The sequence below is a fragment of the Bogoriella caseilytica genome, assembly GCF_003752405.1.
Lineage (GTDB): Bacteria > Actinomycetota > Actinomycetes > Actinomycetales > Actinomycetaceae > Allobogoriella > Allobogoriella caseilytica.
The window spans coordinates 2,503,289-2,526,953 of record NZ_RKHK01000001.1; the positions used below are offsets into that span (position 1 = coordinate 2,503,289).

Genomic DNA, 23,665 nt, shown 5'->3' on the forward strand with positions numbered 1-23,665 from the left:
AAGGAGCAGCGTCATGAGCAGAACAGCCGAAGACCGCAAGGCCAGCTTCATCAAGGGCGTCGGGATCGGATCGCTGGTCCTGGGGCTACTTTTCGTCCTGGGCGGCATCGGAACCTGGATCATGGTCAGCTCGCAGCTCAGTGAAGAGAACATCACCGTCGCCGGTGACGCGCCGTTCTTGGCTGGGTCGGACGTCAACGGCCCCTTCAGCGCTTACGCCCAGGCTGAAGTGATCCAGCAGCACGCACTCGCTGGCTCCGAAGGCACCTACGCCGAGCTGGGTGCCATGGTCAACGAGGCACGGGACGCCGGTGACGAGGACCGCGCCGAGGAACTCCAGGCGCAGCGCGACACGATGATGAACGCCTCGTTCCTGCGTGCTTCCCTCTTCACCTCGGTGCTGGCCTTCGGTGTCTCCGCCATGGTGATCGGCCTGGGCGTGCTGCTCGTGCTGATCGGCCTGGTGATCCGCCAGCTCTCCGTCGGTTTCCGTGCCGCCCCGGCACAGCCGGTCAGCCGCGTGGACGCCGTCGAGACCGACGAGCGCGCGTAGCCCGGTGTGACCGCTGGCGGGCGAGGAAGAAGGTAACCCGGGCCCCCGCGATCAGCTTTCGCACGCGGCCTGGGGTGCGCACCGTGCCGAACGAGCGGCGGTCGGGGGCCGCAGTGAGCCGCCGCTGGAGCGCACGGAAGCTCTCGACTTGGCGCGAGAGCAAGTCGAGATCGACCCCTGCATGCGGCGTCTCGGCGAGGAGCGAGGCCGGGCCGGTCACGAGGGCGATGGCGGGGATGCGGTTTTCGAACAACGGCTCGCCTTCGCCCAGATGGACGAGCGCGCCGGGCTTGACCGGACGAACGGGCCCGGCACCGTGCCACACCGCGCGGGCGAGGGCATCGAGCTCGCGGGTGGTGGCGTACAGCAGCTCGGGCTCCGCTCCGTCGTCGCCGCTGCCCGCCCTGGGGGAGTCGTTGCGTTGCCGTCTCGCGCCGAGGTGCTCGATCACCAGGCCTGCCACGGCCCGGTGTCCCGCGGCATCCGCGTCCCAGAGCTCAGGGTGCGCGTCGAGCCATGCGGTGGTCGCCTGTCCGTGCGCGGTGACCGCTGGGATCCGCAGGTGACCGGCCGTCATGACGAAGACGAGCGTGCGGTCGTGTGAGGATTCAGCCGCGTCGCGGGCGAGGGCGAGCAGCCCGATGAAGCCGTTCTCCTCGACGGCGTTGCCGCCGTCGCTGTGCGTCACCACGATCACGGTCTCGTGCGCATGAGGGCCCGCCCCCGGGGACACCGCCCAGACGGTGTCCATGCTCGCCCCAGGATGCCGTGTGGCATCCAGAACCAGCGTCGCCTGCGCACCGCGGCGTGCGGCGGCGACGAGACGATCACCTTCCGAGTCCGGCACCCAGACGGCGGGGATCTCCTGGTGGGGTCGGGTGAAGGGCAGGTATTGGCCTCGCGCCTCATGGTCGGAGAGGCCCCGCCAGACGGCGACGACCCCGACGACGCCCGCCGAACGTGCGGCCCGGAGATCGATGCCGGCGAGCTCGGTCGAGATGACGGGGTTCGCGACCGCCTCGAAAGGTAGGTCGCTGCCCCAGGACTCCAGCACGAGCGAGGCGGGAGCCTCCATGTTCTCGACCTCGACGACGGCGATGTGTCCCGCAGCCGACGCCCACATCCTGCGCCCGGGTGATACCAGTATGAGGGGGGCGCTGACTCCCTCGGGCCCGGTCTCGCCCGAGTACGGCCAGGGCGAAGAGACCTCCACCGCCTGTGTCTCCACTGCGAGCGATGCGCCGTGCTCCGGGGAGTCCCACCGCTCGAAGGTGTGCGTGTCGCGTTCGACGCGGTAGCCGAGCCCGGCGAGATCTGCGGCGACGTCGTCGATCAGTTCCCGGTGTGCGGCGTTTCCGGAGCGGCGCGGGCCGAGAGCGTTCAGTCGATCGATGTGGCGCGCGTACGCCGTCTTGGCCGTCTCTCGATCCGGAGCTGATTCATCACAAGAAATGCGAGCATCCCCCATCTTTTCGCGCAGTGTCCCTCTCACACGTCGTTGCTTGGAACCACGTCGCCCTGGCGCCCCCGGCAGGATTCGAACCTGCGACCGTCCGATTAGAAGTCGGGTGCTCTATCCACTGAGCTACGAGGGCCGGCGGCAGGTCTGGCAGGCTCCGGGCCAGGCCCCATGGCCTAGTCAGGAGTCCGCTTGACGCCTCGCCGCGGGCAACATTTTCGCACGCCGAGCGTCTGCCCCTCACAATAGGGGGGTGAGCATGCCAAGTACTCCTCCCGCGCGCCCGAAGGCGAGTGCGCGCCACCCGCGTCTTGCCGTGGTCAATGATGTCGCCCGCAGTGTGGAGAAGGTGGAGTTCCCGCTGCAGACCCCCGGTGCCCAGGCGGCCCGAGAGCTGAGTGAGCAGGTCCTCACCCAGATTCGACTACGTCTCATTCCGCGACTCAAGGAGGAGGAAGCTCCCGCCGTCGTCGTGCTCGGTGGTTCCACCGGCGTGGGGAAGTCGACGCTGGTCAACTCAGTGCTGGGAGAGGTGGTCACCGAAGCCGGGATCCTGCGCCCGACCACCCGGCAGCCCACGGTCGCCGTTCACCCTGATGATCTTTTCCTCATCGAGGGCCGGCCGCTGACCGAGATCGCCACGGTGGTCACACATGAGGCGGTACCTGCCGGCATCACCCTGCTGGATGCGCCGGACCTGAACTCCGTGGATGCGCGCAACCGCTCCTTGGCCAATCAACTGCTGGAGAGCGCGGACCTGTGGGTGTTCGTCACCTCCGCTTCCCGCTATGGCGATGCCGTGCCCTGGCAGATGCTGCAAGAGGCCAGCGAGCGAGGCATCACCACCGCCGTGGTGCTCAATCGGGTTCCCGAGCACGTGCTGGCACCGGTGCGCCGTGACCTGATGAACCGCCTCAACGAGATCGGTATGGGATCAGCGCCTTTCCTGGTCATCGGCGATGCCGGGCCACTGGAGAGCTTCCTGCCTCCCGAGCGAGTCCGTGAGCTCGATGCCTGGCTGCGCCTGGTGGCCGACCGGCACCGCTCCTCCGGCGTGGTGCGCCGCACGACGCGCGGCGTGTGGGCCGGTTTGCGCGAGCAGGTGCTCGCCCTGGCAGAATCCGCAGACGTCCAAGAACGCGCCGCGGAGCAGCTGCGCACGGTCGCGCAGGAGGCCACGAGCGGGCCGGCCGAGGCCGTACGCGAGGCGTTGGCCCAGGGCCGTGCTGGCAGCGGTGCCCCCACCACGCGCTGGCTGGCGCTGGCCTCCCGCGGTGGCGCCCTGGCCGGGCTGCAGGAGGGGCGCCGGCTCGGCCGCGGTCTCTTCGGGCGCGGCCTACAGTCGCGGGACGCGGCCGCCGCGGGGCTGGCCGGGGAGACCCTCGCCGCCCTGCGCCTCGTCATCGCCGACCACCTCCGCCGCGCCGCCAGCGCCCTGACCGATGCCTGGTCGGATCCTGAGCTCGGGGCCGGCGAACTGCTCTCCTCGGTGCCGCTCCCGCCCGCCGACCAGGTGGCGCGGCGCGTGACCTCCCAGTGGGCCGAAGCCGTCATCGAGCTCGCCCCGGGGGAGACCCCAGCGCTCAGCCGCCGCGGGCTGGCCGCCCTCATTCAGGCCGGTGCCGCGGGCGTGGCCGGTGCTGCCGAGGTGGCCGATCGGCTGGTGCCCGGCGCTGTGGCCCGCGCGCGCCAGATGCTGTTGGACTACGCCGAGAAGACGGTGCGAGAGGTCAGCGCCGAGCATCTCGCCGTGCTCGAGGACCTGCCCATCCGTCCGGGTACCTCCCTACGACTGCGCGCCTCAGAGTTGAAGGAGCACTCGTGAGCGACGATGAGGCCATGGACAACGCCAAGCACACGGCCACCGGCAGGCTCCCCGATGACGCCAGCGTCCTGGCTGAGCGCGCGGACGCTTTGGTGATCGCGCTGGACCAGGCCGGCAAGGAGATCGCCCCTGAGATCGCCGAGCACGCGCGCCGCTCGCTCGATGCCGTGGCCGGGCGACTGGACCGCGGAGGAGACCGCACCGTGGTGGCTCTGGTGGGTGGCACCGGCTCCGGGAAGTCCTCCCTCTTCAATGCCATCTCAGGGTTGACCTTCGCCGATGTGGGCGCTCTGCGGCCCACCACCCAGGTAGCCGCCGCGTGCGTGTGGGGCGAGGATGCCACGCCCCTGCTCGACTTCCTCGAGGTGCGCCCCGAACGCCGCATGCAGCGCGAATCGCTCCTGGACGGCGACACCGAAGAGGCGCTGCACGGCATGGTTCTGCTCGACCTGCCCGACCATGACTCCATCGCGCGCCATCACGCCTCCCTGGTGGACCGATTGCTGCCGGTGGTGGATCTGCTGGTGTGGGTGGTGGATCCGCAGAAGTACGCCGACGAGGCGCTGCACGAGCGGTACCTGCGTGCGCTGTCCGGGCGACGCGATGCGATGCTCGTCCTGGTCAACCAGGTGGACACTCTCCCGGACTCTGCGGTGGAACGCATGACCGCCGACGTGCGCGATCTCCTGGCTCGCGACGGGCTCGAAGGGGTCCAGGTCATTCCCACCTCGGCCGTCGAGGGCATCGGTATCGCCCAGGTCCGGGACATCCTCGCTGAGGTGGTGGCGCGCCCCTCGGTGACCGTGCGTACCGCGCACTCTGAGGTTGAGGCCGTCGCCGGGCGGCTCTCCGCCACGGTAGGAGCAGATGAGCCGGATCTGACCGCAGTGGATGAGGAAGTCAGTGAGTTGGCCCGTGCTGCCGGAGTGGACTCGGTGGTCGACTCCTTGCGCAACCGTGGAGGTGGTGCGGTTGCCCACCCCGAGCCTCCGGCCGAAGCCGCCGTGGCTGCGGTCCGCGACCGCTGGGTGGCCCGCACCGGGGAGGGGCTTCCTGAGCGCTGGCGATCTGCCGTGGCGCAGGCCGCGGCCAAGCCCGGGGCTCTGCGCGACGCGGTCTCGGCGCAAGTGGAGGCCGTGCGCGTGCCCTGGGGTGGTTCGGGTGCCGTCCGTCTCCTGAGCGCGCTGATTGCCGTGCTAGGAGTCGCCGCCGTCACCTATGGACCGGTGGCTTGGTTCGTGCTCGACGTCTCGCTGCCGTGGGTGATTGCGCCCGTGGCTGGGGCCGTGGCGGTCATCGTCGTCCTGGCGCTGGTGATGGGCCGGTTGCGCCGCGCACATGCCGCTGAGGCTGCTGAGTCGTACCGGCGCGAAGTGGACGCCCAGATCGGGAAGGTGGTCCGGAGGATGCTCGTCGAGCCCGTGGCGCCCATCATCGAGCGTCACCGCCGTTTGCGCGAGGCGCTGTCGCACTGAGGAGAGTGCGCTCTGCTTCCCCAAGCACGGCGCATGCTGCCACGGCGTCCACAACGGCGGCGGCGCTCCGCTGCCTCGTAGCGCTCATTCCGGCCATGGTGTGCCCACACGGGTCGGCATCAGGTCGGCCTCCGATGGGAGGTAGTGCGAGATGAGCAACGAAATCGAGATCGCCTTCACGGGATTCCTCGCCGAGGATCCGAAGAAGATCGTGGCGGGAGAGAACACCTATGCAGAGTTCCGGGTGGGATCGACGTCGAGGTACTTCAGTCGCGATGAGCAGGAGTACGTCGATCGCCCGACGACCTGGCTGACCGTGAAGGCCTGGCGGGAGCTGGGGGAGAACGTGGTCGGCTCCCTCCGCAAGGGCCATCCGGTGCTCGTGCGCGGGGAGCTGCGCACCGAGACCTGGAAGAACTCCGATGGTGAGAACCGCAGCAAGGAGGTCGTGATCGCCTCCGCGGTGGGGCCGAACCTCCGCCTCGGCACCGCGGCGTTCACCCGCACCATCCGCCAGAGCGCAGAGGGCGGCTCCGGGTCCGCGAGTGACAGCGAGCACATCACCGCCACCGCAGCCCGGCTCGCCGGCGCTGCAGAAGGCCAGGGCGCGAGGGCCGCGAAGGAGCTGTCGTCGAGCCCCCACAGCTCCGGAGTCGAGGACAGCCAGTGGGAGGCTAGGCCGGAGCCTGCCGGGGCAGCATGACCGGAGGCAGAGCTCTCCCGTACCCTTGACGTTCCAAGCGAGAGTCCGTGGGAGAGGGCAGCTGCACCATCGGCCTGCTGCAAGGCCGGCACTCGGACGGAAGGCACCTCTTCCCGCGCCACCTCGGTCTAGCGTCAACCGACGGTGTACGTCGATACGGGGGTCCGGAATATGTCGCGGCAGTCGCAGTCGCCGAGTCGATTGATCGCGCTGAGCACGGCCGGCGTGCTGGTGTCGGCATTGGTGGCCTCGATGCTGATCTGGCAATGGCCCCAGCGCACTGCCGCTTCGGCCGGTTGGCGTTGTGGCGACGGCGTGAGCCTCTCCCTCGCTGCCGATGACCTCGACCTGCCCTGGGACCTCCATGGCGAGGACGGCCGTCTGCCTGAAGCGTTGGACGGCGACCCCTGGGCGCGGAACGCGCTGGAGACGTGGGAGGAGCTGCTCGATGCCAGCGCCGTGGCCACCATGGATGAGTCCGCGACACTTGCCGGCGCGGCGGACGGGCTCCTGGTCATCAGTGCTGGCGCGCAGGGTGGCTCGGCGGACCTGGTCGCGGTCGATCCGGGCAACGGAGACCAGGAGTGGGTGCTCCACATCGAACGCGGGGGCTTCAATGCCTTCCGCGAGCGCGGAAGCCGTCAGGTGCTGGGGGAGGGGTACACGGTCCTCGACGACCGTCTGGTCGTGCAGACCAGCACCTTTCCGACCGGGCACGCTCCCTACACGGACGTCGTCGGCTTCGACCTGCTGACCGGTGAGCGCGAGTACTGCACGCGTAGCCGGGGACTCGCCGCCCGTCCGCCAGACGGGTTCGCGGAACTCCCCGGCGCGGTGGGCGAACGTGATCTTAGTTCCTCCCTCATGGGCGACGTGCTCGTGACCCCCGTACGCCACGAGGAAGGCCTGCGGCTCGAGGCCGTCGGGCTGCACTCCGGCGAACTGCTCTGGGAGATCCCTTGGCAGGACGAGCACATGCGCGGCGCGGCCGGGATGGAGGACCTCTGGGTGACCAGCACAACGACGGCGAACGAACCCATCGGTGATCCGGACTCGGCCGGCGCCCTGCGCGGGGACGCTCTTGCGGATGCCCCTGACACGCCCCAGATCGTCGCTCATGACGGACTCGATGGCGGGGAGTTGTGGCACTATCCGCGCCCCGAGCACGATGCCGACCACTCACTGCTGGTGGGCACGGTGCCGGCAGCGTTCGCGGGTGACGGGGGAGTTCTCGTGGCCGACATCGGCGAGCTGGTTCCACGAGGTGAGGCTCGCAGTGATCTCCCGGAGCGGCAGCTCTCCCTCACGATGCTCACACGCTCAGGTGATGTGGCCTGGTCGCAGCCGCTTCACCCGGTCCAGGTGATCGCACGAGAAGCGGTCGACACGCTCGGCGAAGATGTGGTCGCCATGCTCCCCGACGGGGAGGTGGTGCACCTCGATCTCGACACGGGAGCGAGCGGTGCTGCCTTCGACGTCTCGATGTATGAGCGCACTCCGCCCCTCGCCGCCGGTTTCCGGATCGGCGATACCTGGTCGCTCGACCGGGCCTCCGAGCTCGTGGTCTACGACCGCGCGTCGGCGGACGTGCTCCGTGGTCCGATCGAGGAGGGGGCCATCCGATCATCGATGATTTCGGTCGGGGAGAGCCATGCAGTGATCAGCTGGATGCATGGCCATACCATCTTCGCGTTGGACTGATGCCCTCGCGGGGCAGGCCAGCACCGTATAGCTGCGACACGCGGGAGGCGCCATTCGTCTCCGGCCGAATCGGCTCTCGTCCCGCTGAGCGTTTAGGCTGGCACGGCATAGCTGCGTCTGCAGGCCACACCCACGTGGCCGCCACCTCAGCGGTGGTCCGCGCAGGCGAGCCCACGAATACCCTCACGGATGTGGAGAGCAGTGGCAGAGTTCATCTACTCGATGGTCCGGGCCCGCAGGGCCCACGGCGACAAGGTCATCCTCGATGACGTCACCATGTCCTTCTACCCCGGCGCCAAGATCGGCATGGTGGGCCCCAACGGGGCCGGTAAGTCCACCATCCTGAAGATCATGGCCGGGCTCGACCAGCCCTCCAACGGCGAGGCGCGCCTCAGCCCCGGATACACCGTCGGCATCCTGCTGCAGGAGCCGCCCCTGAACGAGGAGAAGACGGTCCTGGGCAACGTCCAGGAGGGCGTGGCCGACATCCTCGGCAAGGTCCATCGCTTCAACGAGATCGGCGAGCTCATGGCCGAACCCGACGCGGACTTCGACGCGCTCATGGACGAGATGGGCAAGCTCCAGACCGAAATCGACGCCGCCAACGGCTGGGACATCGACTCCCAGCTCGCCCAGGCCATGGACGCGCTGCGCTGCCCGCCTCCGGACGCCGATGTCTCGGTGCTCTCCGGTGGTGAGCGCCGCCGGGTGGCCCTGTGCAAGCTGTTGCTCGAGCAGCCGGATCTCCTCCTCCTGGACGAGCCCACCAACCACCTCGACGCCGAATCGGTGCTGTGGCTCGAGCAACACCTGTCGAAGTATCCCGGCGCCGTCATCGCCGTGACTCACGACCGGTACTTCCTCGACCACGTGGCCGAGTGGATCGCCGAGGTCGACCGCGGGCGGCTCTATCCCTACGAGGGCAACTACTCCACCTACCTGGAGAAGAAGCAAGAACGCCTCCAGGTCCAAGGTAAGAAGGATGCCAAGCTCGCCAAGCGGCTGGCTAGTGAGTTGGAGTGGGTGCGCTCCAGCGCGAAGGGCCGTCAGACCAAGTCCCGGGCCCGTCTGGCGCGGTACGAGGAGATGGCTGCTGAGGCCGAACGCACCAGGAAGCTCGACTTCGAGGAGATCCAGATCCCGCCCGGGCCCCGGCTCGGCTCGGTGGTCATCGAGGCCAAGAAGCTCGAGAAGGGTTTCGACGAGCGCACGCTCATCAAGGACCTCTCCTTCTCGCTGCCACCGAACGGCATCGTGGGTGTCATCGGTCCCAACGGTGTCGGCAAGACCACGCTCTTCAAGACCATCGTGGGCATGGAGCCCATCGACAGCGGCGATCTCAAGATCGGCGAGACAGTCAAGATCTCCTACGTGGACCAGTCGCGCGGCGGCATCGACCCGAAGAAGACCCTGTGGGAAGTGGTCTCGGACGGCCTGGACTTCATTCAGGTCGGCAACGTCGAAATGCCCTCGCGTGCCTATGTCTCCGCCTTCGGCTTCAAGGGCCCGGATCAGCAGAAGCCGGCCGGGGTGCTCTCCGGCGGTGAGCGGAACCGCCTGAACCTGGCACTGACCCTGAAGCAGGGCGGGAACCTCCTGCTGCTGGACGAACCGACAAACGACCTCGACGTCGAGACGCTCGGTTCCCTCGAGAACGCGCTGGAGAACTTCCCCGGCTGTGCCGTGGTCGTCTCGCACGACCGCTGGTTCCTCGACCGGGTGGCCACCCACATCCTGGCGTGGGAAGGCACCGAGGAGGACCCGGCCAACTGGTACTGGTTCGAGGGCAACTTCGAGTCCTACCAGAAGAACAAGATCGAGCGCCTGGGCGCCGATGCCGCCCGCCCGGATTCGGTGACCTACCGCAAGCTCACCCGCGACTGAGCAGCTCCCCGCGCGACCGACGCCGGCCCCGCCTCCTCGAACCGAGGAGGCGGGGCCGGCGTCGTCGTGGGTCCCGCGACGGCCTGCCGTGGTTCTGGACGCGTGTTAATCAGTTTGTTACATGCAGTCTTTGGTGAAAATCCTTGACTTCCGGCGTGACTCACGGCACTGTCTGGCGCACGGGAGTCGGCCAGCGGTCCCGATGTTGTGGCAGAGGAGCAGTGAGCCAGTGGGAGCGATGGACGATGGCGGCAGTGCCTGGGGCACGGCAGTGGACTCTCCCACCGAGGAACGCAACGAGCGGACCCGCGCGCTGGATCAGGTCCCTACCCGTGAACTCCTGGAGCTGATCAACGCCGAGGACCGCCTCGTCCCAGGAGCTGTCGCCACAAGCCTTCCGCACCTTGCCCGCTTGGTCGACCTCGCGGCCGAACGGGTCGCTCGCGGTGGCGCGGTGCACTATGTCGGCGCAGGCACCAGCGGTCGTCTGGCCGTCATCGACGCCGCAGAGCTGCTGCCTACCTTCCAGCTCCACGAAGGTGTTGTCCTCGCCCACCTCGCCGGCGGTCACTCCGCTCTGGCTCAGGCCGTGGAAGGCGCGGAGGACGATGCCGCCGCCGGCCGGGACGCCGTCTCGGCGGTCGGTGCCGAGGACGTGGTGATCGGCCTGGCGGCCTCCGGGCGTACGCCCTTCGTGGCCGGAGCGATCGCTCAGGCCACCGAGCAGGCAGCGGTGACGGCGCTGGTCACCTCCAACCCCCGGGCCGGCCTGCTGCGTCACGTCGATGTTCCGATCGTCGTGGACACCGGCCCCGAGGCACTGACCGGATCGACCCGCCTGAAGGCCGGCACCGCGCAGAAGCTCATCCTGCACACCTTCTCAACGGCCCTCATGGTTCGCCTCGGGCGCACCTGGTCCAACCTCATGGTCTCCGTGGTCGCCACCAACGAGAAGCTGCGTGCCCGCACCGTGACGATCCTCTGCCAGGCCACCGGGCTGAGCCGCCCCGACAGCGCTGCGGTGCTCGCCAGCGCCGGAGGCGATCTGAAAGTCGGTCTGGTCATGGCCCTCACTGGCGCCGAGCCCGCCCAGGCGCGCGCAGCGCTCGAGCGGTCCGGCGGCGTCGTGCGCGATGCCGTCCGGGCAACCACCCCGTAGTCGTTCTCACGCAGTCCTTCACTGTCCCCGTCCCCCACTAGGAGCTCTCCATGAAACGCAGCATCGCAGCATCCCTCGGCCTCTCCATTGCCCTCCTGATGTCAGCTTGCGCCCCCTCCGATGACGCTCCCGATCCTGGCACCGAGGGCAACGGCGAGACCGAAGAGGGCAATGGTGAAGAAGGAGCGGCAGGCGAGGAGTGTGCCGAGGACGTCACCTTGCGGGTGTGGTCGTGGCGCACCGAGGACGCCACCGCCTACAACGAGATCTTCTCGGTTTTCGAGGAGGAGCACCCCTGCATCACTGTGGACTTCCAGGCCTTCGTCAACACCGAGTACAACCAGATCCTGCAGACCGGGCTGACCGGCTCGGATGGGCCCGACGTCGCGCAGGTGCGCACCTACGGTCAGCTCCAGCCACTTATCGAGGGTGAGAACATCGTGGCGCTCGATGAGATCGTGCCGGCGGTTCTCGATTTCCCTGAGTCGATTCTGGCCGGCGCCATGAGCGTCGAGGACGGCCAGGTCTACGGGGTGCCCTTCGCCTCGCAGACCCTGCAGATGTACTACAACGTCCGGATCTTTGACGAGCTCGGATTGGAAGAACCCACCACCTGGGAGGAGTTCCTCGCCGTCAACGAGGCCGTCGCCGACGAGGGCATCACGCCCCTGTCAGTCGGTGGCCTCGACGCCTGGATGATGCCCATCGTGCACGACACCCTCGCCGCCCCCCGCTATGGCGCCTCGGAGTTCGAGGAAGCCGTGCTCGCCGGCGAGACCGACTTCACCGACGACGATTACGTGGCATCGCTTCAGGTGCTCCTCGACGTGGAGGAGTACATGCCCCAGGACGTCGTCGGCGTCAGCTACACCGACTCGCAGATGCTGTTCGCCACCGAACAAGCCGCCATGTTCCCCGGGGGCTCCTTCGAGCTCGCCTTCTTCCAGAACGAGAACCCCGACCTTGAGCTCGGTGTCTTCCAGGTGCCGCCAGCGCCGGGTTCGCCCATCGACCACCCGGTCACCCCGGCGTGGGCCGACGGAAACTGGGGGCTGAGCGCCAACAGCGCCCACCCGGAGGAAGCCGAAACCCTCATCCAATGGCTGGCCACCACCGAGTTCGGCCAGATGATGGCCAACGACATCAAGCAGTTCTCTCCCATTCCGGGTGTCACCTTCGAAGACCCGCTGATGCAGGAGATGTGGGACCTGTACGAGGAGAACCCGACCCCCTACCTGCTGCTCGTGCACTTCCGCTACGGGGACCCCACCGGCACCGACATCATCGGCGACCGCGTGCAGGCACTCTTCCTCGGTGACACCGACCCCGCAGCCGTGGCGCAGGACCTCCAGGACGGCGTGTCGCAGTGGTTCGAGCCAGGTCAGTGACCTCGACGCCCCCACCGGTTTCGCGGTCCGGGCAGCGCCGCCGTCGGATGACGGCGGCGCTGCCGACCGGCACGGCTCTGCTCTTCATCGCTCCGGCAGCTGTGTTGTTCGGGCTGTTGATCCTGTACCCGATGGCCACCGCGGTGAGCTACTCCATGTACTCCTGGCGCGGCACTGCCCAGGGGGAGTTCGTGGGCCTGGCGAACTTCCTGCACCTGTTCACCGCCGAGCCGTATCGCACGCAGATCCCCCGGGCTTTGGGCCACAACCTCTTGCTCTTCGCCGGAGCTATGGTGGTGCAGAACTCCGTGGGCTTGGTGCTCGCAGCCATCCTGCACCGCCGGGAACGGTTCCGCCGGCTCTTCCAGGTGCTCTACACGATGCCGTACCTGGTCAGCCCACTGGTCGTGGGGTACCTGTGGTCGCTGCTGTTGTCGCCACTGTTCGGCCCCGTGAATGCGTTACTGCGGGCCGTCGGCCTCGACTCCCTGGCCCAGCCCTGGCTCGGCAATCCGAGCACGGCGATCTGGGTGATCGTGCTGGTCACCGCCTGGCAGTGGGTCGGCTTCCCGCTGCTGATCTACGGAGCCGCCCTGGGAGGCATCGCTCCCGAGCTCGATGAGGCCGCCGAACTCGACGGCGCGGGCCCCATTCAGCGCTTCGTGCGCATCACCCTTCCGTTGATGATGCCGATCATCGGCACGGTCAGCGTGCTGACCTTCATCTTCGCCATGGAGGCCTTCCCGATTCCCTACGCGCTCGGCGGGTCCACCGGCGCGCCTGCCGGTGCGACCGACGTGATGTCGCTGCTGTTCTACCGCAGCGCCTTCGAGTCGGGATCCTCCAATGCCATCGGGATCTCCTCGGCGATCGCGATCCTGCTCTTCCTCTTCATCTTCGTGCTCTCGATCGCCTTCACTCGCTGGTTCCGTCGCAACGAGAGGAGGCTCCTGGGATGAGCGCGGTTCCCACCGGCCAGAACGCGGCCGGCCCCCTTCCTGTGGCCGGCCCGGCCCTTGCCCGCACCTCTGGCCAGCTTCCGGGTTCGGGTGCGCCCCGCCGGCGCAGGCCTGGCGGGATCCGTGCCGCCCTCACCTCGAGCGTGCTCTGGCTCTACGCGGCGATCGCGGTGCTGCCCCTGTTGGTCATGGTGGCGAACTCGCTGCGCACCAATCAGGAGCTGGCCACCGAGCCGCTCGGCCTGCCGGTACGGCCCGACTTCACCAGCTACCAGCGCGCATGGATCGAGGCGTCGTTCTCCACCTACTTCTTCAACTCGGTCATGGTCACCACGATCTCGGTGGTCCTGGCGACCATGGTCTCGCTGCTGGCGGCCTATGCGCTCGCCCGGTCCCAGACCAGGCTCATGGGTGTGATCGAGGCGGTCTTCGCCTCCGGGTTGATGATGCCGGTCTTCCTCATGATTGTGCCGATCTTCTACCTCTTCGACGCCCTGAACCTGGTCAGCAGCCGGCTGGGGCTCATCCTGATCTACTCGGCCCTGTCCATCCCCTTCTCGGTGTTCGTGCTGACCACCTTCTTCCGCCAGCTGCCCGGGGAGCTGGAGGAGGCTGCACGGCTCGACGGAGCCGGGCCACTGCGGATGTTCTGGAGTGTGATGATGCCGCTGGTGCGCCCGGCGATCGCCACCGTGGTGGTCTTCCGGTTCGTGCCCATCTGGAACGACTTCTTCTACCCGCTCATCCTGATCCGCAACCGGGAGAACTACACCATTCCGGTGGGTCTGACGACCTTCTTCGGCGAGTATCAGACGAACTGGTCGACGCTCTTCGCCGGACTGGTCATCGCCACGGTGCCCCTGATCGTCTTGTTCCTCATCGCGACCAAGCAGATCATCTCGGGGCTGACCTCCGGGATGGGGAAGTAGAGCCCGCTACAGGTCGGCGACGGCGCGGAAGGAGGCGTCCAGCGCCTGCTGGGTCGCCTCCATGTCGCGCAGCGCGACCCCCACGAAGACGCAGTCCACGATCAGCAGCTGCGCGATACGACTGGCCATCGCCCCGGACCGGAAGGTGGTCTCGCGCGAGGCCGTCACCAGGGCCACATCGCAGGCCTTCGCCAGGCGAGACTCCGGGTGGTTCGTCACGGCGACCGTGGTGGCACCGTGCTCGCGGGCGAGCTCGGCCGGGGCGATCACATCGGTGGTGGACCCGGAGTGGGAGACAGCGATGACGACGTCGCCCTCACCGCGCAGCGAGACCGAGGTCATCGCGGCGTGCCTGTCGGTGTGGTGCGCGGCAGCCAGCCCCAGGCGCAGGAGCTTCTGGCCGAGGTCGATCGCGGGGACCGCCGAGGCCCCCACACCCAGAAGATCGATGCGGGGGGCCGCAGCTATCGCCTCGACGGTGCTGGCCAGCGCGCTGCGGTCCAGCATCGCGGCAGTGTCCTCGAGGGCTCGGGACTCCGCGTAGGCGAGCTTGGCCACCACCTCGTCCAGGGTGTCGCTGGCATCGAGGGTGCCGGAGAGCGGCTCGCCAGCGTGGCGGCCCTCCTCTCGGCCGGCGTCCTTGGCCAGGGTCAGGCGCAGTTGGGGGTAGCCGGCGAATCCGAGTCGCTTGGCAAAGCGCACCACGGTCGGTGCCGAGGTGTGGCACCGCTCCGCCAGGGTGGTGATGGACTCGCGGGCCACTTCGGCCGGATTGGCGATCACTGCCTCGGCCACTCGGCGTTCGGCCGGGCGCAGTTCTGGCAGCAGACCGGCGATCCGCGTGACGAGATTGACTGAATCGATCTGGGGTGCCTCGAGAGTCATACCGCCGAACCTACTTCAGGCCGTCGCTCAGGAGCCGTCGATCCGGTCCAGCACGGCTCGGAGCCGTCCTTCGGCCGCCTCGAGCAGCGCTTCCGCCTCGGGGCGGCTCACCTCCCTGGAGAGCATGACCGCGGCAAGCTTGACCTTGTCTCCGGCCTCGGTCAGTGCGCGCGCCGCCTCGTCCCGATCCGCTCCGGTGATCCGCATGACCAGCCGTTCTCCGCGGTCGCGCAGCTTGGCGTTGGTGACCGAGACGTCCACCATGAGGTTTCCGTACGTCTTGCCGTTCCGGACCATGACGGCGGTGGAGATCATGTTCAGGATCTGCTTGGTGGCCGATCCAGCCTTGAGCCGCGTGGATCCGGCGACCACCTCGGGTCCGACCTCCACCTCGATCGGGTAGTCCACGGCGTTCCCGAGCGGTGACCCCACATTGCAGGAGACCCCTGCCGTGAGCGCGCCCGCCTCTCGGGCGGCCGTGACCGCACCGAGCACGTAGGGGGTGCGGCCCGAGGCGGCAATGCCGACCACGACGTCCCGGGGTCCCACACTGCAGGAACGGATGTCCGCCACGCCGGCGTCCGCGGAGTCCTCCGCGGCCTCCACCGCAGCGAACACGGCCTGTTGCCCGCCGGCGATCAGAGCCTGCACAGTCTGCGGATCGGTGTGGAAGGTGGGCGGGCACTCCGAGGCGTCGAGGATGCCGAGGCGCCCGGAGGTGCCCGCGCCCACGTAGAACAGGCGCCCACCCCCGCGCAGCGCCTCGGCGGTGGCTTCCACCAGGCGGGCCAGGTGGGGGAGTGCGCCGGCCACTGCAGCAGGGACACTTGCCTCGGCGTCGTTCATCGCCTGCAGGACGCCCAGCACCGGCCGGGTGTCGAGGTCGGCGTAGCGGTCGTCGACCGCTTCGGTGGCCAGAGCCTCCAGCCGGGGGCCGGTGGTCGAGATCTCGGTCATCAGCTCTGTTTCTCCTCGTTCGTTGCTCACGCGCGGTGACGTCGCCGGGACGGGTCCGGTGCGGCCGCGAGGAGGCGCTGGGTGTATTCGTGTTGCGGGTTGTCGATGACCTCGGCACTCGGACCCCGTTCCACCACTTGACCGTGGTACATCACCAGGGTCTCGTCGGAGTAGGCGCGGGCCGATCCCAGATCGTGGGTGATGTAGAGAATGGCCAGGTTCTCGGTCCGCCGGAGATTGTCGAGCAGGTCGAGCATCTCCTTGCGGATGGTGACGTCCAGCATCGACACCGGCTCATCGGCCAGCAGCACCTGCGGCTGCGCGGCGAGCGCCCGGGCGAAGGAGATGCGTTGCCGTTCGCCGCCGGAGAGTTCGTGGGGGAAGCGGTGCAGGTAGCGCTCCGCGGGGGTGAGTTCGACCTTGCGCAGCAACTCCAGCGCCTGCTCCTGGGCATCGTCTTCATTCGTAGCGTGCCCATGGATGCGCAGCGCACGCTTGAGCACGTAGCTGATGCGATGAACCGGGTTGAGGGAGGCGAAGGGATCCTGCAGCGTCATCTGCACGGTGGAGGTGTAGTTGATGTACTTCCGCCCCCGGGTGGCCGCAATCGGTTCCCCGTGTAGTAGCAGTTCGCCCCCGGTAGGCACGATGAGCTGAGCAAGGATCCGCCCCATGGTGGACTTTCCCGAACCCGATTGGCCCACCAGTGCCGTCACGCGGCCGGTACGCAGTTGCAGCGAGACGTGGTCCACGGCTCGCATTCGCTTGCGACGTAGCCCTTCGCGTTTGCCGCGGAAGTCTTTGACGATGTCGCGTGCTTCGAGCACCACGGTGCCCGGGGGGATCTCGGCCGCCGCGATGGCAGCAGGATTGTCGCTCATACGTTGGCTCCCAGGTCGGCGAGGGACCGCAGCAGGGTCTGGGTGTAGGGGTGGCGCGGATCGGCGTGGACCGCCTCACCGGGCCCGTACTCGACGAGCACGCCCTGCTGCATGACTGCGATCGTGTCGGAGATTTCCAGTAGGAGCGCGAGGTCGTGGGTGGTGAAGATGACCGCGAAGCCGTACTCGTCCCGCAACTGCATGACCTGGTCGAGCACCTCGCGCTGAATCAGCAGATCCAGCGCGGTCGTCGGCTCGTCCATGATGATCACGTCCGGCTCCAGCACCAGCGCGATGGCGATGGCCACGCGCTGTTTCATCCCACCGGAGAGTTCGTGGGGGTAGGCATCGACCCGCTCGGGATCGATCCCCACCTTCTCCAGCATGACCTTGGCGAGCTCGCGGCGTGCCTTGGGCGCCATGCCCGGGCGGTGCACCTTCACGACGTCGTCGAACTGCGCGGAGATCCGGGTGACCGGGTTCAGGGCGTTCATCGCACTCTGGAACACGATCGCCAGCTCGCTCCAGCGCAGCGCGCGCAGGTCACCGGACGAGATGTTCAGCAGGTCGATGTCGCCCCGGTCGGAGCCCCCCGACCGGCTCACGCCGCGGTGGTAGGTGATCTCGCCACCGACGACCTCGGCCGGGCTGCGCAGCAGCCGCGTGATCGCGTTGGTGAGCGTGGACTTGCCCGAGCCGGACTCCCCGGCCAGGCCGAGCACCTCCCCGCGATGCAGGGTGATCGAGACGTGGTCGACGGCGCGCACGGTGCCTTCAGCGATGGGGTAGTCCACCACGAGGTCGCGCACCGTGATGACCGGGTCACCGGGCACGTCCGGCTTGCGCAGTTGGGGTTCCGCACTGGCGCGCACCTGTTCGTGCGCGGCTTGCGCGACGCCCGGGCTGCTGGCCTCCTCGTTGCTCGGGTCGCTCAGACCCGAGCGCACCGTGGAACCACCTTCGGCGGCCCCGGCCTCGGCGGACGCAGCCGCGGAGGACATGGCGGTCTGGCGCATGCCCGAGCCCTTGACCGCCTTGGCCCGCGACTTGCCGGTGCGCAGGCGGGGGTTGGCGTACTCGTCGATGCCGAAGTTGATCAGCGCCAGGCCAGCACCGATGATCGCGATGGCCAGGCCCGGCGGCACGAACCACCACCAGGCGCCCGCCAGGAGTGCCTGGGAGTTCTGCGCGAAGTAGAGCATCGAGCCCCAGCTGACCGTGGTGAGCGATCCGAGACCGAGGAAGGACAGGCCAGCTTCGGCCAGGATCGCCGCGATGGTCGAGAAGAGGAAACCCGAGGCCACCACGGGCAGCGCGTTCGGCATGATCTCGGCGAAGAGGATCCGCAGTCGTGATTCCCCGGACGCGCGCGCGGCTTCGACGAAGTCACGATTGCGCAGCGACATGGTTTGCGCGCGCAGCACACGGGCTGAGGCTGCCCAGGAGGTGATGGTGATGACGATGGCCACCGAAATCATGCCCCGGGTGGGCAGGTAGCCGGTGAGGACCACCAGGAGGGGCATGCCTGGGATGACCAGGAAGACGGCGGTGATGATGTAGAGCACCTCATCGGCCAGCCCGCGGAAGTATCCGCCGACCAGGCCCACGATCACTGAGACCACCTGTGACAGCGCACCGGCGAAGAGGCCGATACCCAGGGAGATCCGCGCGCCGTGGACGAACTGGGAGAAGACGTCCTGGCCGATCTGCGTGGTGCCGAACCAGTGGTCGGCCGAGGGGGGTGCGAGGGGGGGATTGCCGGTCTGGCGCGGGGCGTAGTCAGTGACCATCGGCCCGAAGATCGCGATCAGCGCGAAGATGAACACGATGATCAGCCCGGCGGTGACCTTGCCGGAGGTGGGGAGGAAACGGGAGATCTTCAAGGGTCAGCCCTCCGCTCTCGTGCGCGGGTCGAGGAAGATGTAGACGATGTCCGCGATGAGGTTCGCGAGGATCACCGCCAGCGAAGTGACCAGGAACAGTCCCTGCATGAGCGGGAAGTCCTGGGCCTGAACTGCGCGGAAGAGCGTGTAGCCCACACCGGGGTAATTGAAGATGACCTCGGTCAGCATCGAGCCGGAGACCACCGCGCCCAGGGACAGGGCGAAGCCGGTGATGGAGGGCAGGATGGCGTTCCGGGCTCCATAGGTGAAGAGGATGGTGCTCTTGCGCAAGCCCTTGGCCTCGGCCATGGACACGTAGTCCTCGCCGAGGACCGTCACCGTCATATTGCGCATGGAGAGTACCCAGCCGGCAAAGGAACCGATGACGATCGTCAGCGCCGGGAGGATTGCGTGGTAGAGCACTGACCTGACGAACTCCATGTTCCAGCCGGGAAAGAGCCCCAGGCCGTAGGCGTTCGCGTAGGGGAACCAGTCGAGATTGATCGCGAAGATCAGCACCAGGATCAGCGCCATCCAGAAGTACGGAACGGCGTTGAGGAAGGTCAGCGCAGGGAGGACGTAGTCGGTCTTGCGGCCGCGCCACCAGGCGAAGAGCACGCCGAAGCCGGTGCCGAGGATGAAGCTGATGATCGTGGTCACGCCCACCAGGCCGAGGGTCCACGGCATGGCACCGAAGGCGATGTCGGCCACCGGCACCGGGTGGTAGCTGATCGAGAGCCCGAGGTCGCCCTGGGCGAGTCCGGTCAGGTAATCCCAGTACTGGACGTACAGCGGGGCGTCGGTGAGGCCGTAGGCCTCCATCAGCGCCGCGCGGGCGCTGGCGTCGATCCGGCCTTCCATGTTCTCGATGAGAATGGAGACCGGGTCCCCGGGCATGAGCCGGGGGATCAAGAAGTTCAAGGTGATCGCGGCCCACGCAATGAAGACGTAGAGCACGATCTTGCGTAGCAGATACTTCATGAACGCCCTCCTGGCGGGCTTGTCACGCGCCCGGTCGGGCGGCGCACTCCCCTCAGTGCACCGCCCGACCGGATCGGATCAGTTGTTCGGCGTGAGCTCTCGGATGATGAGGGCGTTGTCAGGCACCTGGAAGGGCGCACCGAGGGCGTAGGGGTTGTCCTCGTTCGGGAAGCCGGTCCAGCGCACGGTGTTGTACTGGAACCAGTTCGCGGTGGGGATCAATGGGATGACCGCACGCTCCTCGACCACGAACCGCTGCATCTCCTCGATGGCTTCCTGTCGTTCGTCGTCGTCGCCGGTGTTCTCGAAGCGCTGGAGCTGCTCGTCGGCCTCATCGGACCAGAAACGACCGAAGTTCGCGCTCACCGACTGGTCTTCGGAGTCCTCGTCGGGCCGGTACTCGGAGCTGAGCATGTTGCGGTACATGTCGTAGGGCGTCAGGCCCATGCCGACCGAGGCGAGGGTGATGTCGAAGTTCCCGTTGTTACGGTTCTCCACGTACTGCTCCAGCGACACACCCTGCGGGCTCAGCTCAATACCGATCTCGGAGAACATCGGCTCGATGACGTTGGAGATGTCCACCCAGTCCGGCCAACCCGAGGGGACCTCGAAGTCGAAGGTGAGGCGGTCACCGTTCGGCGCGGTACGCACGCCGTCCTCGCCGGTCTCGTAGCCTGCCTCATCGAGAATCTCGTTGGCGCGCGCGGGATCGAAATCGAGCTCCATGTCGCGGTACTCATCGGCCAGCACCTCTTCGTAAGCAGGCATCGGCAGTCCGGTCGGGTGGGCCGGCGGGACGTAGCCCTGCATGGCGACCTCAGAGACTTCCACGCGGTCGATTGCCAGTGAGACGGCTTCGCGGAGATCCTGGTCGTCCCAGATCTCGCGCTCGTTGTTGATGGTGATGTTCACGGCGCCACCGCCGGGGTACCAGTACCCGCGGTTGTCGGGGTCGTGGGAGACGAAGACCTGCTCGATGTTGGCGATGAAGCCACCCGACCAGTCCAGGTCACCCTGCTGGAGGCGGGTGGTCAGGGTCTCGGTGGTGTTCGCCGGGTAGCGGATCTCCTCGACCTCGATCTCGTCGGCCGCCCAGTACTCTTCGTTCTTGACCAGGGTGTACATCTGCTCACCGAACTGGCCGAGGACGAAGGGGCCCGTACCCACCGGGTCCTCGTCGTTGACGAACTCCAACGGCTCATCGAGTTCGGACCAGATGTGCTCCGGCACGATCACCGTGTTGCCGATGGCGCCCTCACGGGCGAAGCGTGGTTCCTCGAACTCGATCTCCGCGGTGGTCTCGTCCACCGCGGTGGCGCTCGCGGGCCGCAGTGCGGCGGTGTCGAGGGCGGAGTTCTCGCTCAGCTGGTTGAAGGTGAAGGCGACGTCGTCGGCAGTGAAGGCCTCCCCGTCGCTCCACTGCACGCCCTCGCGGAGGTTCACTGTCAGCACCGTGCCGTCGTCGTTGAAGTCCAAGGATTCGGCGAGCCACGGGATGGGCTGGCCAGGCTGCATGGGGGTGGAGATCACCAGCGGCTCGTAGATCAAGCCGGTGGTCCCGCGCAGTGCCGAGGTGGAGTACGGGTTGTAGTTCGCCTGGTACGAGGTCCCGTCATTGGCGTGGACGGTCAGCGGCTCGACCTCGGCGGCCGCGTCGTCGCCCTCAGAGCCGTTGTCGGTGTCGGAGCCGGTCCCGGTGTCGTTGCCGGCGCCGTCATCGGTGCCGTTTCCGCAGGCGGCGAGGACCAGCGCGCCTGCTGCGAGTCCCGCGGCGTACCGCGTCATTCGCATCTTTCTCATGGGTGATCCTTCCATCGGTGGTGCGGTGAGTCTGAGGGGGTGAGTTCAGTGCGCATGACGTCGAAGCGCCGGGTGACCTCGAAGCCGTTGCTGCGGTAAAGCTTCCCGGCGGGGGAGTCCTCCCCGGTCCACAGGAACCAGGCGCGCGAGGCGCCCTCGTCGTGCATCTGCCTCAAGGTCTGGTGAAGCAGGGCCTTGCCGAGCCCTGTGCCTCGTTGCTGCGGGTCCACACCGAAAGGCCCGAACCGTTCGCGGACCCCGCCATAGGTCGCGTAGGTGGCGAAACCGGCCACGGTGCCCTCGGGCGAGCGAACCAGACGTATCCGGCTGGGCTGGCGACTGGCGAGAACTGCCTCGCGCACGGCGTTGCCCCAGTCGGGTGCCAAGGTGCGTTCCGCGAAAGTGAGCACCTCGCTCAGGTCGTCCCAGCCTGCCGCTGCGAACACATACCCGTCGTCCATGCGGCGGCGGATCAGTGCACGCACCTCCTCGGGGATGGCGTAGCCCTGCAGTGCGCGATGCATGGCGGTGGCGGACCCGATCTGCTCGAAACCGTGCCCGGACGCGAGGGCTCGCGCCGTTGAGTAGGCCACCGGGTCGATCCCGGGCACGAAATACCCCTGGGGGTAGCCCGCGATGGTGACGCGTGCGGCACCGCGGTCCCGCAGATGGGTCATCGCCCTGTGGAGCAACTCGGAGCCGATGCCCTGCCGTTGGTGTGCTGGTGCCACCGCGGCGATCGTGAGATAGCCGTGGTCTGGTTGAGGAAGCATCCCCCTCTGTGCGGAGGTGGCGTACAGGAAGCCGACGATGGTGTCGTCGAGTTCGACGATCACCAAGCCGGCAGGGTCGAAGTTGCCGTCGAGGAGAACGGTGGTAGCAAAGGTCTCCTCGCTGATGCCCTCCTCAGGCATCGCCTGGTCCAGCACGGTGAGGATCCCGGCGAGGTCACCGCTGCGGTAGCTCCGATAGAGCGTCATCCGTGTCCGTCCCCATGGTGGCCGGGGTAGTGCAGCACATCGGCAGGGACGCGGGGTGCGGGTGGGGAGGCCGCGAGAATCTGTTCGACGCTCGCGCCGGAGTCGATGCCGTGGCGCAATGCGGAGGAGCCCCAGAGCAGATCGGCGAAAGGCGGACGGGACTCGCCGTCGATGCCGGGACCGCGGTGGCGCCAGAGCTCCTGATCCGGGTAGAGGTCGCGGACCGTGGACAGCACGGTGTGGATGGTCTGCGCCGGGTCGATGGCGGCAGCGTCGCGTACGTGGAACTGGACCCCATGCACAGTCTCGCCGGCCCACTTGGCGAAGGTGGGGCGGAAGACGGCCTCTCGGACGGTCATTCCAGGCAGCTCATGCTCGCGCAGGGCGGCCGCCAGGCGCTGATCGGTCCACGGCGCGCCGATGAGCTCGAAGGGCTTGGTGGTGCCGCGCCCCTCCGAGAGCGTGGTGCCCTCGATCAAGCCGGTGGCCGGGTAGAGCGCCGCACAGTCGAGTGTGGGCATGTTCGGCGAGGGCATCACCCAGGTCGCGGTGTCCTGCGAGGCGGAGCCGTCCCACTCCGCCTCGATCACCACGAGCTCGGGGCTGCTCCCGGTGGCCGCCGGAACGTGCTCGGCGGCGAACCAGCGGGCGAGCTCACCCAGGGTGAGGCCGTGACGCAGCGGGATCGAAACCCGGCCCACGAAGCTCGCGCACTCGGCATCCAGGCCAGGCCCGGCCCCCGAACGCCCCAGCGGGTTCGGGCGGTCGAGGACGACGACGCGCTGGCCGGTGCGCACGGCTGCGCACATGACGTCGTACAGGGTCCACATGTAGGTGTAGAAGCGCGTGCCGATGTCCTGCAGGTCCACCACGATCTGTTCCGCCTGCGAGCGCAGCAGCAGGGCCTCAAGTTCGGCGCCCTCCAGGAGGTAGGAGTCGAGGACCGGCAGTCCAGTGGCGGCATCGGTGCCCTCGCCGTCGGACTCGCCTGCCTGGGCGGCGCCCCAGTAGCCGTGCTCCGGGGTGAGGAGCGAGGTCAGCGGCACTCCGGCCGCCAGCAGCGCGTCGACCCCGCGGCCGAGGTCGGCGGTGACCGAGGTGTAGTTCGCACACAGCGCCACGGTGCCCTGGGGGAGCAGGGTGGGCTGATCGAGAACGCGCGTCAGCCCGGTGGTGGGGGCCGACGATGTTGCAGCTGAAGTCATGGAGTCTTCCTCGTCGTTGAGGTTAGGAAGTTACGAGGAGTGAACCATGTGCGTCAAT

General features: G+C 67.9%; 19 protein-coding genes and 1 tRNA gene. 10 read left to right on the forward strand and 10 right to left on the reverse strand.

Features of this window, described 5'->3' with window-relative positions:
• Positions 1 to 13: 13 nt before the first annotated feature.
• Positions 14 to 553 (forward strand): aromatic ring-opening dioxygenase LigA, encoded by a 540-nt coding sequence (locus EDD31_RS11235; RefSeq protein ID WP_211336111.1) that lies wholly within the window; start codon positions 14 to 16, stop codon positions 551 to 553.
• Here the strand turns inward: EDD31_RS11235 and EDD31_RS11240 are convergent.
• Both EDD31_RS11240 and EDD31_RS11245 read right to left on the reverse strand, forming a co-directional pair.
• On the reverse strand, positions 513 to 2,021 hold the full coding sequence (locus EDD31_RS11240) for a hypothetical protein (protein WP_123304235.1): 1,509 nt from the start codon (positions 2,019 to 2,021) through the stop codon (positions 513 to 515). The genes EDD31_RS11235 and EDD31_RS11240 overlap by 41 nt on opposite strands.
• Positions 2,022 to 2,072: 51 nt before the next feature.
• Positions 2,073 to 2,148: transfer RNA gene (locus tag EDD31_RS11245), tRNA-Arg, on the reverse strand.
• A gap of 123 nt (positions 2,149 to 2,271) precedes the next feature.
• Between EDD31_RS11245 and EDD31_RS11250 the strand changes: the two genes are divergently transcribed.
• From EDD31_RS11250 to EDD31_RS11290, 9 genes are all read left to right on the forward strand, one after another.
• A complete protein-coding gene (locus EDD31_RS11250) occupies positions 2,272 to 3,837 on the forward strand; it encodes a GTPase (protein WP_123304236.1) in 1,566 nt (521 codons plus the stop codon).
• The gene (locus tag EDD31_RS11255) at positions 3,834 to 5,312 is read left to right on the forward strand and encodes a GTPase (RefSeq protein WP_211336112.1); all 1,479 of its coding nucleotides are present in this window, start codon (positions 3,834 to 3,836) and stop codon (positions 5,310 to 5,312) included. The genes EDD31_RS11250 and EDD31_RS11255 overlap by 4 nt, the downstream gene beginning before the upstream one ends.
• Positions 5,313 to 5,463: 151 nt before the next feature.
• A complete protein-coding gene (locus EDD31_RS11260; RefSeq protein ID WP_123304237.1) occupies positions 5,464 to 6,015 on the forward strand; it encodes a single-stranded DNA-binding protein in 552 nt (183 codons plus the stop codon).
• Between the two features lie 171 nt (positions 6,016 to 6,186).
• Positions 6,187 to 7,716, forward strand: coding sequence for an outer membrane protein assembly factor BamB family protein (locus tag EDD31_RS11265; RefSeq protein WP_170163286.1), 1,530 nt, complete (start codon positions 6,187 to 6,189; stop codon positions 7,714 to 7,716).
• Positions 7,717 to 7,917: 201 nt separating this feature from the next.
• Positions 7,918 to 9,600 (forward strand): energy-dependent translational throttle protein EttA, encoded by a 1,683-nt coding sequence (gene ettA / locus EDD31_RS11270; RefSeq protein ID WP_123304239.1) that lies wholly within the window; start codon positions 7,918 to 7,920, stop codon positions 9,598 to 9,600.
• 238 nt (positions 9,601 to 9,838) lie between these two features.
• A complete protein-coding gene (locus EDD31_RS11275) occupies positions 9,839 to 10,759 on the forward strand; it encodes an N-acetylmuramic acid 6-phosphate etherase (protein WP_123304240.1) in 921 nt (306 codons plus the stop codon).
• 50 nt (positions 10,760 to 10,809) lie between these two features.
• Positions 10,810 to 12,147, forward strand: coding sequence for an ABC transporter substrate-binding protein (locus tag EDD31_RS11280; protein WP_123304241.1), 1,338 nt, complete (start codon positions 10,810 to 10,812; stop codon positions 12,145 to 12,147).
• On the forward strand, positions 12,144 to 13,106 hold the full coding sequence (locus tag EDD31_RS11285) for a carbohydrate ABC transporter permease (protein WP_245991146.1): 963 nt from the start codon (positions 12,144 to 12,146) through the stop codon (positions 13,104 to 13,106). The genes EDD31_RS11280 and EDD31_RS11285 overlap by 4 nt, the downstream gene beginning before the upstream one ends.
• A complete protein-coding gene (locus EDD31_RS11290) occupies positions 13,103 to 14,035 on the forward strand; it encodes a carbohydrate ABC transporter permease (protein ID WP_123304243.1) in 933 nt (310 codons plus the stop codon). Before EDD31_RS11285 ends, EDD31_RS11290 begins: the two co-directional genes overlap by 4 nt.
• A 6-nt stretch (positions 14,036 to 14,041) precedes the next feature.
• Here the strand turns inward: EDD31_RS11290 and EDD31_RS11295 are convergent, their stop codons facing one another.
• The 8 genes from EDD31_RS11295 to EDD31_RS11330 all read right to left on the reverse strand — a co-directional run bounded on the left by EDD31_RS11295 (position 14,042) and on the right by EDD31_RS11330 (position 23,607).
• Positions 14,042 to 14,920, reverse strand: coding sequence for a MurR/RpiR family transcriptional regulator (locus EDD31_RS11295; protein ID WP_123304244.1), 879 nt, complete (start codon positions 14,918 to 14,920; stop codon positions 14,042 to 14,044).
• Positions 14,921 to 14,947: 27 nt separating this feature from the next.
• Positions 14,948 to 15,877: an N-acetylmuramic acid 6-phosphate etherase gene (gene murQ / locus EDD31_RS11300; RefSeq protein WP_123304245.1), complete on the reverse strand. Its 930-nt coding sequence runs from the start codon at positions 15,875 to 15,877 to the stop codon at positions 14,948 to 14,950.
• A 26-nt stretch (positions 15,878 to 15,903) separates the two neighbouring features.
• Positions 15,904 to 16,758, reverse strand: a complete 855-nt coding sequence (locus EDD31_RS11305; protein ID WP_123304246.1) for an ABC transporter ATP-binding protein — start codon at positions 16,756 to 16,758, stop codon at positions 15,904 to 15,906.
• Positions 16,755 to 18,641, reverse strand: a complete 1,887-nt coding sequence (locus EDD31_RS11310; protein ID WP_123304247.1) for a dipeptide/oligopeptide/nickel ABC transporter permease/ATP-binding protein — start codon at positions 18,639 to 18,641, stop codon at positions 16,755 to 16,757. The genes EDD31_RS11305 and EDD31_RS11310 overlap by 4 nt, the downstream gene beginning before the upstream one ends.
• A gap of 3 nt (positions 18,642 to 18,644) precedes the next feature.
• Positions 18,645 to 19,622: an ABC transporter permease gene (locus EDD31_RS11315; protein ID WP_123304248.1), complete on the reverse strand. Its 978-nt coding sequence runs from the start codon at positions 19,620 to 19,622 to the stop codon at positions 18,645 to 18,647.
• Between the two features lie 78 nt (positions 19,623 to 19,700).
• A complete protein-coding gene (locus EDD31_RS11320) occupies positions 19,701 to 21,422 on the reverse strand; it encodes an ABC transporter substrate-binding protein (RefSeq protein ID WP_170163287.1) in 1,722 nt (573 codons plus the stop codon).
• Positions 21,419 to 22,402 carry a GNAT family N-acetyltransferase gene (locus tag EDD31_RS11325; RefSeq protein ID WP_123304250.1) on the reverse strand — a complete coding sequence of 328 codons (984 nt, stop codon included), beginning with the start codon at positions 22,400 to 22,402 and terminating at the stop codon, positions 21,419 to 21,421. The genes EDD31_RS11320 and EDD31_RS11325 overlap by 4 nt, the downstream gene beginning before the upstream one ends.
• Positions 22,399 to 23,607 (reverse strand): exo-beta-N-acetylmuramidase NamZ family protein, encoded by a 1,209-nt coding sequence (locus tag EDD31_RS11330; RefSeq protein WP_123304251.1) that lies wholly within the window; start codon positions 23,605 to 23,607, stop codon positions 22,399 to 22,401. The genes EDD31_RS11325 and EDD31_RS11330 overlap by 4 nt, the downstream gene beginning before the upstream one ends.
• Between the last annotated feature and the right edge of the window lie 58 nt (positions 23,608 to 23,665).

What these genes read in the sequence shown, in the direction of transcription:
- EDD31_RS11320 (WP_170163287.1), bottom strand. Translation starts at nt 21,422, where the DNA reads ATGAGAAAGATGCGAATGACGCGGTACGCCGCGGGACTCGCAGCAGGC.
- EDD31_RS11295 (WP_123304244.1), bottom strand. Translation starts at nt 14,920, where the DNA reads ATGACTCTCGAGGCACCCCAGATCGATTCAGTCAATCTCGTCACGCGG.
- EDD31_RS11250 (WP_123304236.1), top strand. Translation starts at nt 2,272, where the DNA reads ATGCCAAGTACTCCTCCCGCGCGCCCGAAGGCGAGTGCGCGCCACCCG.
- EDD31_RS11315 (WP_123304248.1), bottom strand. Translation starts at nt 19,622, where the DNA reads ATGAAGTATCTGCTACGCAAGATCGTGCTCTACGTCTTCATTGCGTGG.
- murQ (WP_123304245.1), bottom strand. Translation starts at nt 15,877, where the DNA reads ATGACCGAGATCTCGACCACCGGCCCCCGGCTGGAGGCTCTGGCCACC.
- EDD31_RS11235 (WP_211336111.1), top strand. Translation starts at nt 14, where the DNA reads ATGAGCAGAACAGCCGAAGACCGCAAGGCCAGCTTCATCAAGGGCGTC.
- EDD31_RS11330 (WP_123304251.1), bottom strand. Translation starts at nt 23,607, where the DNA reads ATGACTTCAGCTGCAACATCGTCGGCCCCCACCACCGGGCTGACGCGC.
- EDD31_RS11240 (WP_123304235.1), bottom strand. Translation starts at nt 2,021, where the DNA reads ATGGGGGATGCTCGCATTTCTTGTGATGAATCAGCTCCGGATCGAGAG.
- EDD31_RS11290 (WP_123304243.1), top strand. Translation starts at nt 13,103, where the DNA reads ATGAGCGCGGTTCCCACCGGCCAGAACGCGGCCGGCCCCCTTCCTGTG.
- EDD31_RS11265 (WP_170163286.1), top strand. Translation starts at nt 6,187, where the DNA reads ATGTCGCGGCAGTCGCAGTCGCCGAGTCGATTGATCGCGCTGAGCACG.
- EDD31_RS11260 (WP_123304237.1), top strand. Translation starts at nt 5,464, where the DNA reads ATGAGCAACGAAATCGAGATCGCCTTCACGGGATTCCTCGCCGAGGAT.
- EDD31_RS11280 (WP_123304241.1), top strand. Translation starts at nt 10,810, where the DNA reads ATGAAACGCAGCATCGCAGCATCCCTCGGCCTCTCCATTGCCCTCCTG.
- EDD31_RS11305 (WP_123304246.1), bottom strand. Translation starts at nt 16,758, where the DNA reads ATGAGCGACAATCCTGCTGCCATCGCGGCGGCCGAGATCCCCCCGGGC.
- EDD31_RS11325 (WP_123304250.1), bottom strand. Translation starts at nt 22,402, where the DNA reads ATGACGCTCTATCGGAGCTACCGCAGCGGTGACCTCGCCGGGATCCTC.
- EDD31_RS11275 (WP_123304240.1), top strand. Translation starts at nt 9,839, where the DNA reads ATGGACGATGGCGGCAGTGCCTGGGGCACGGCAGTGGACTCTCCCACC.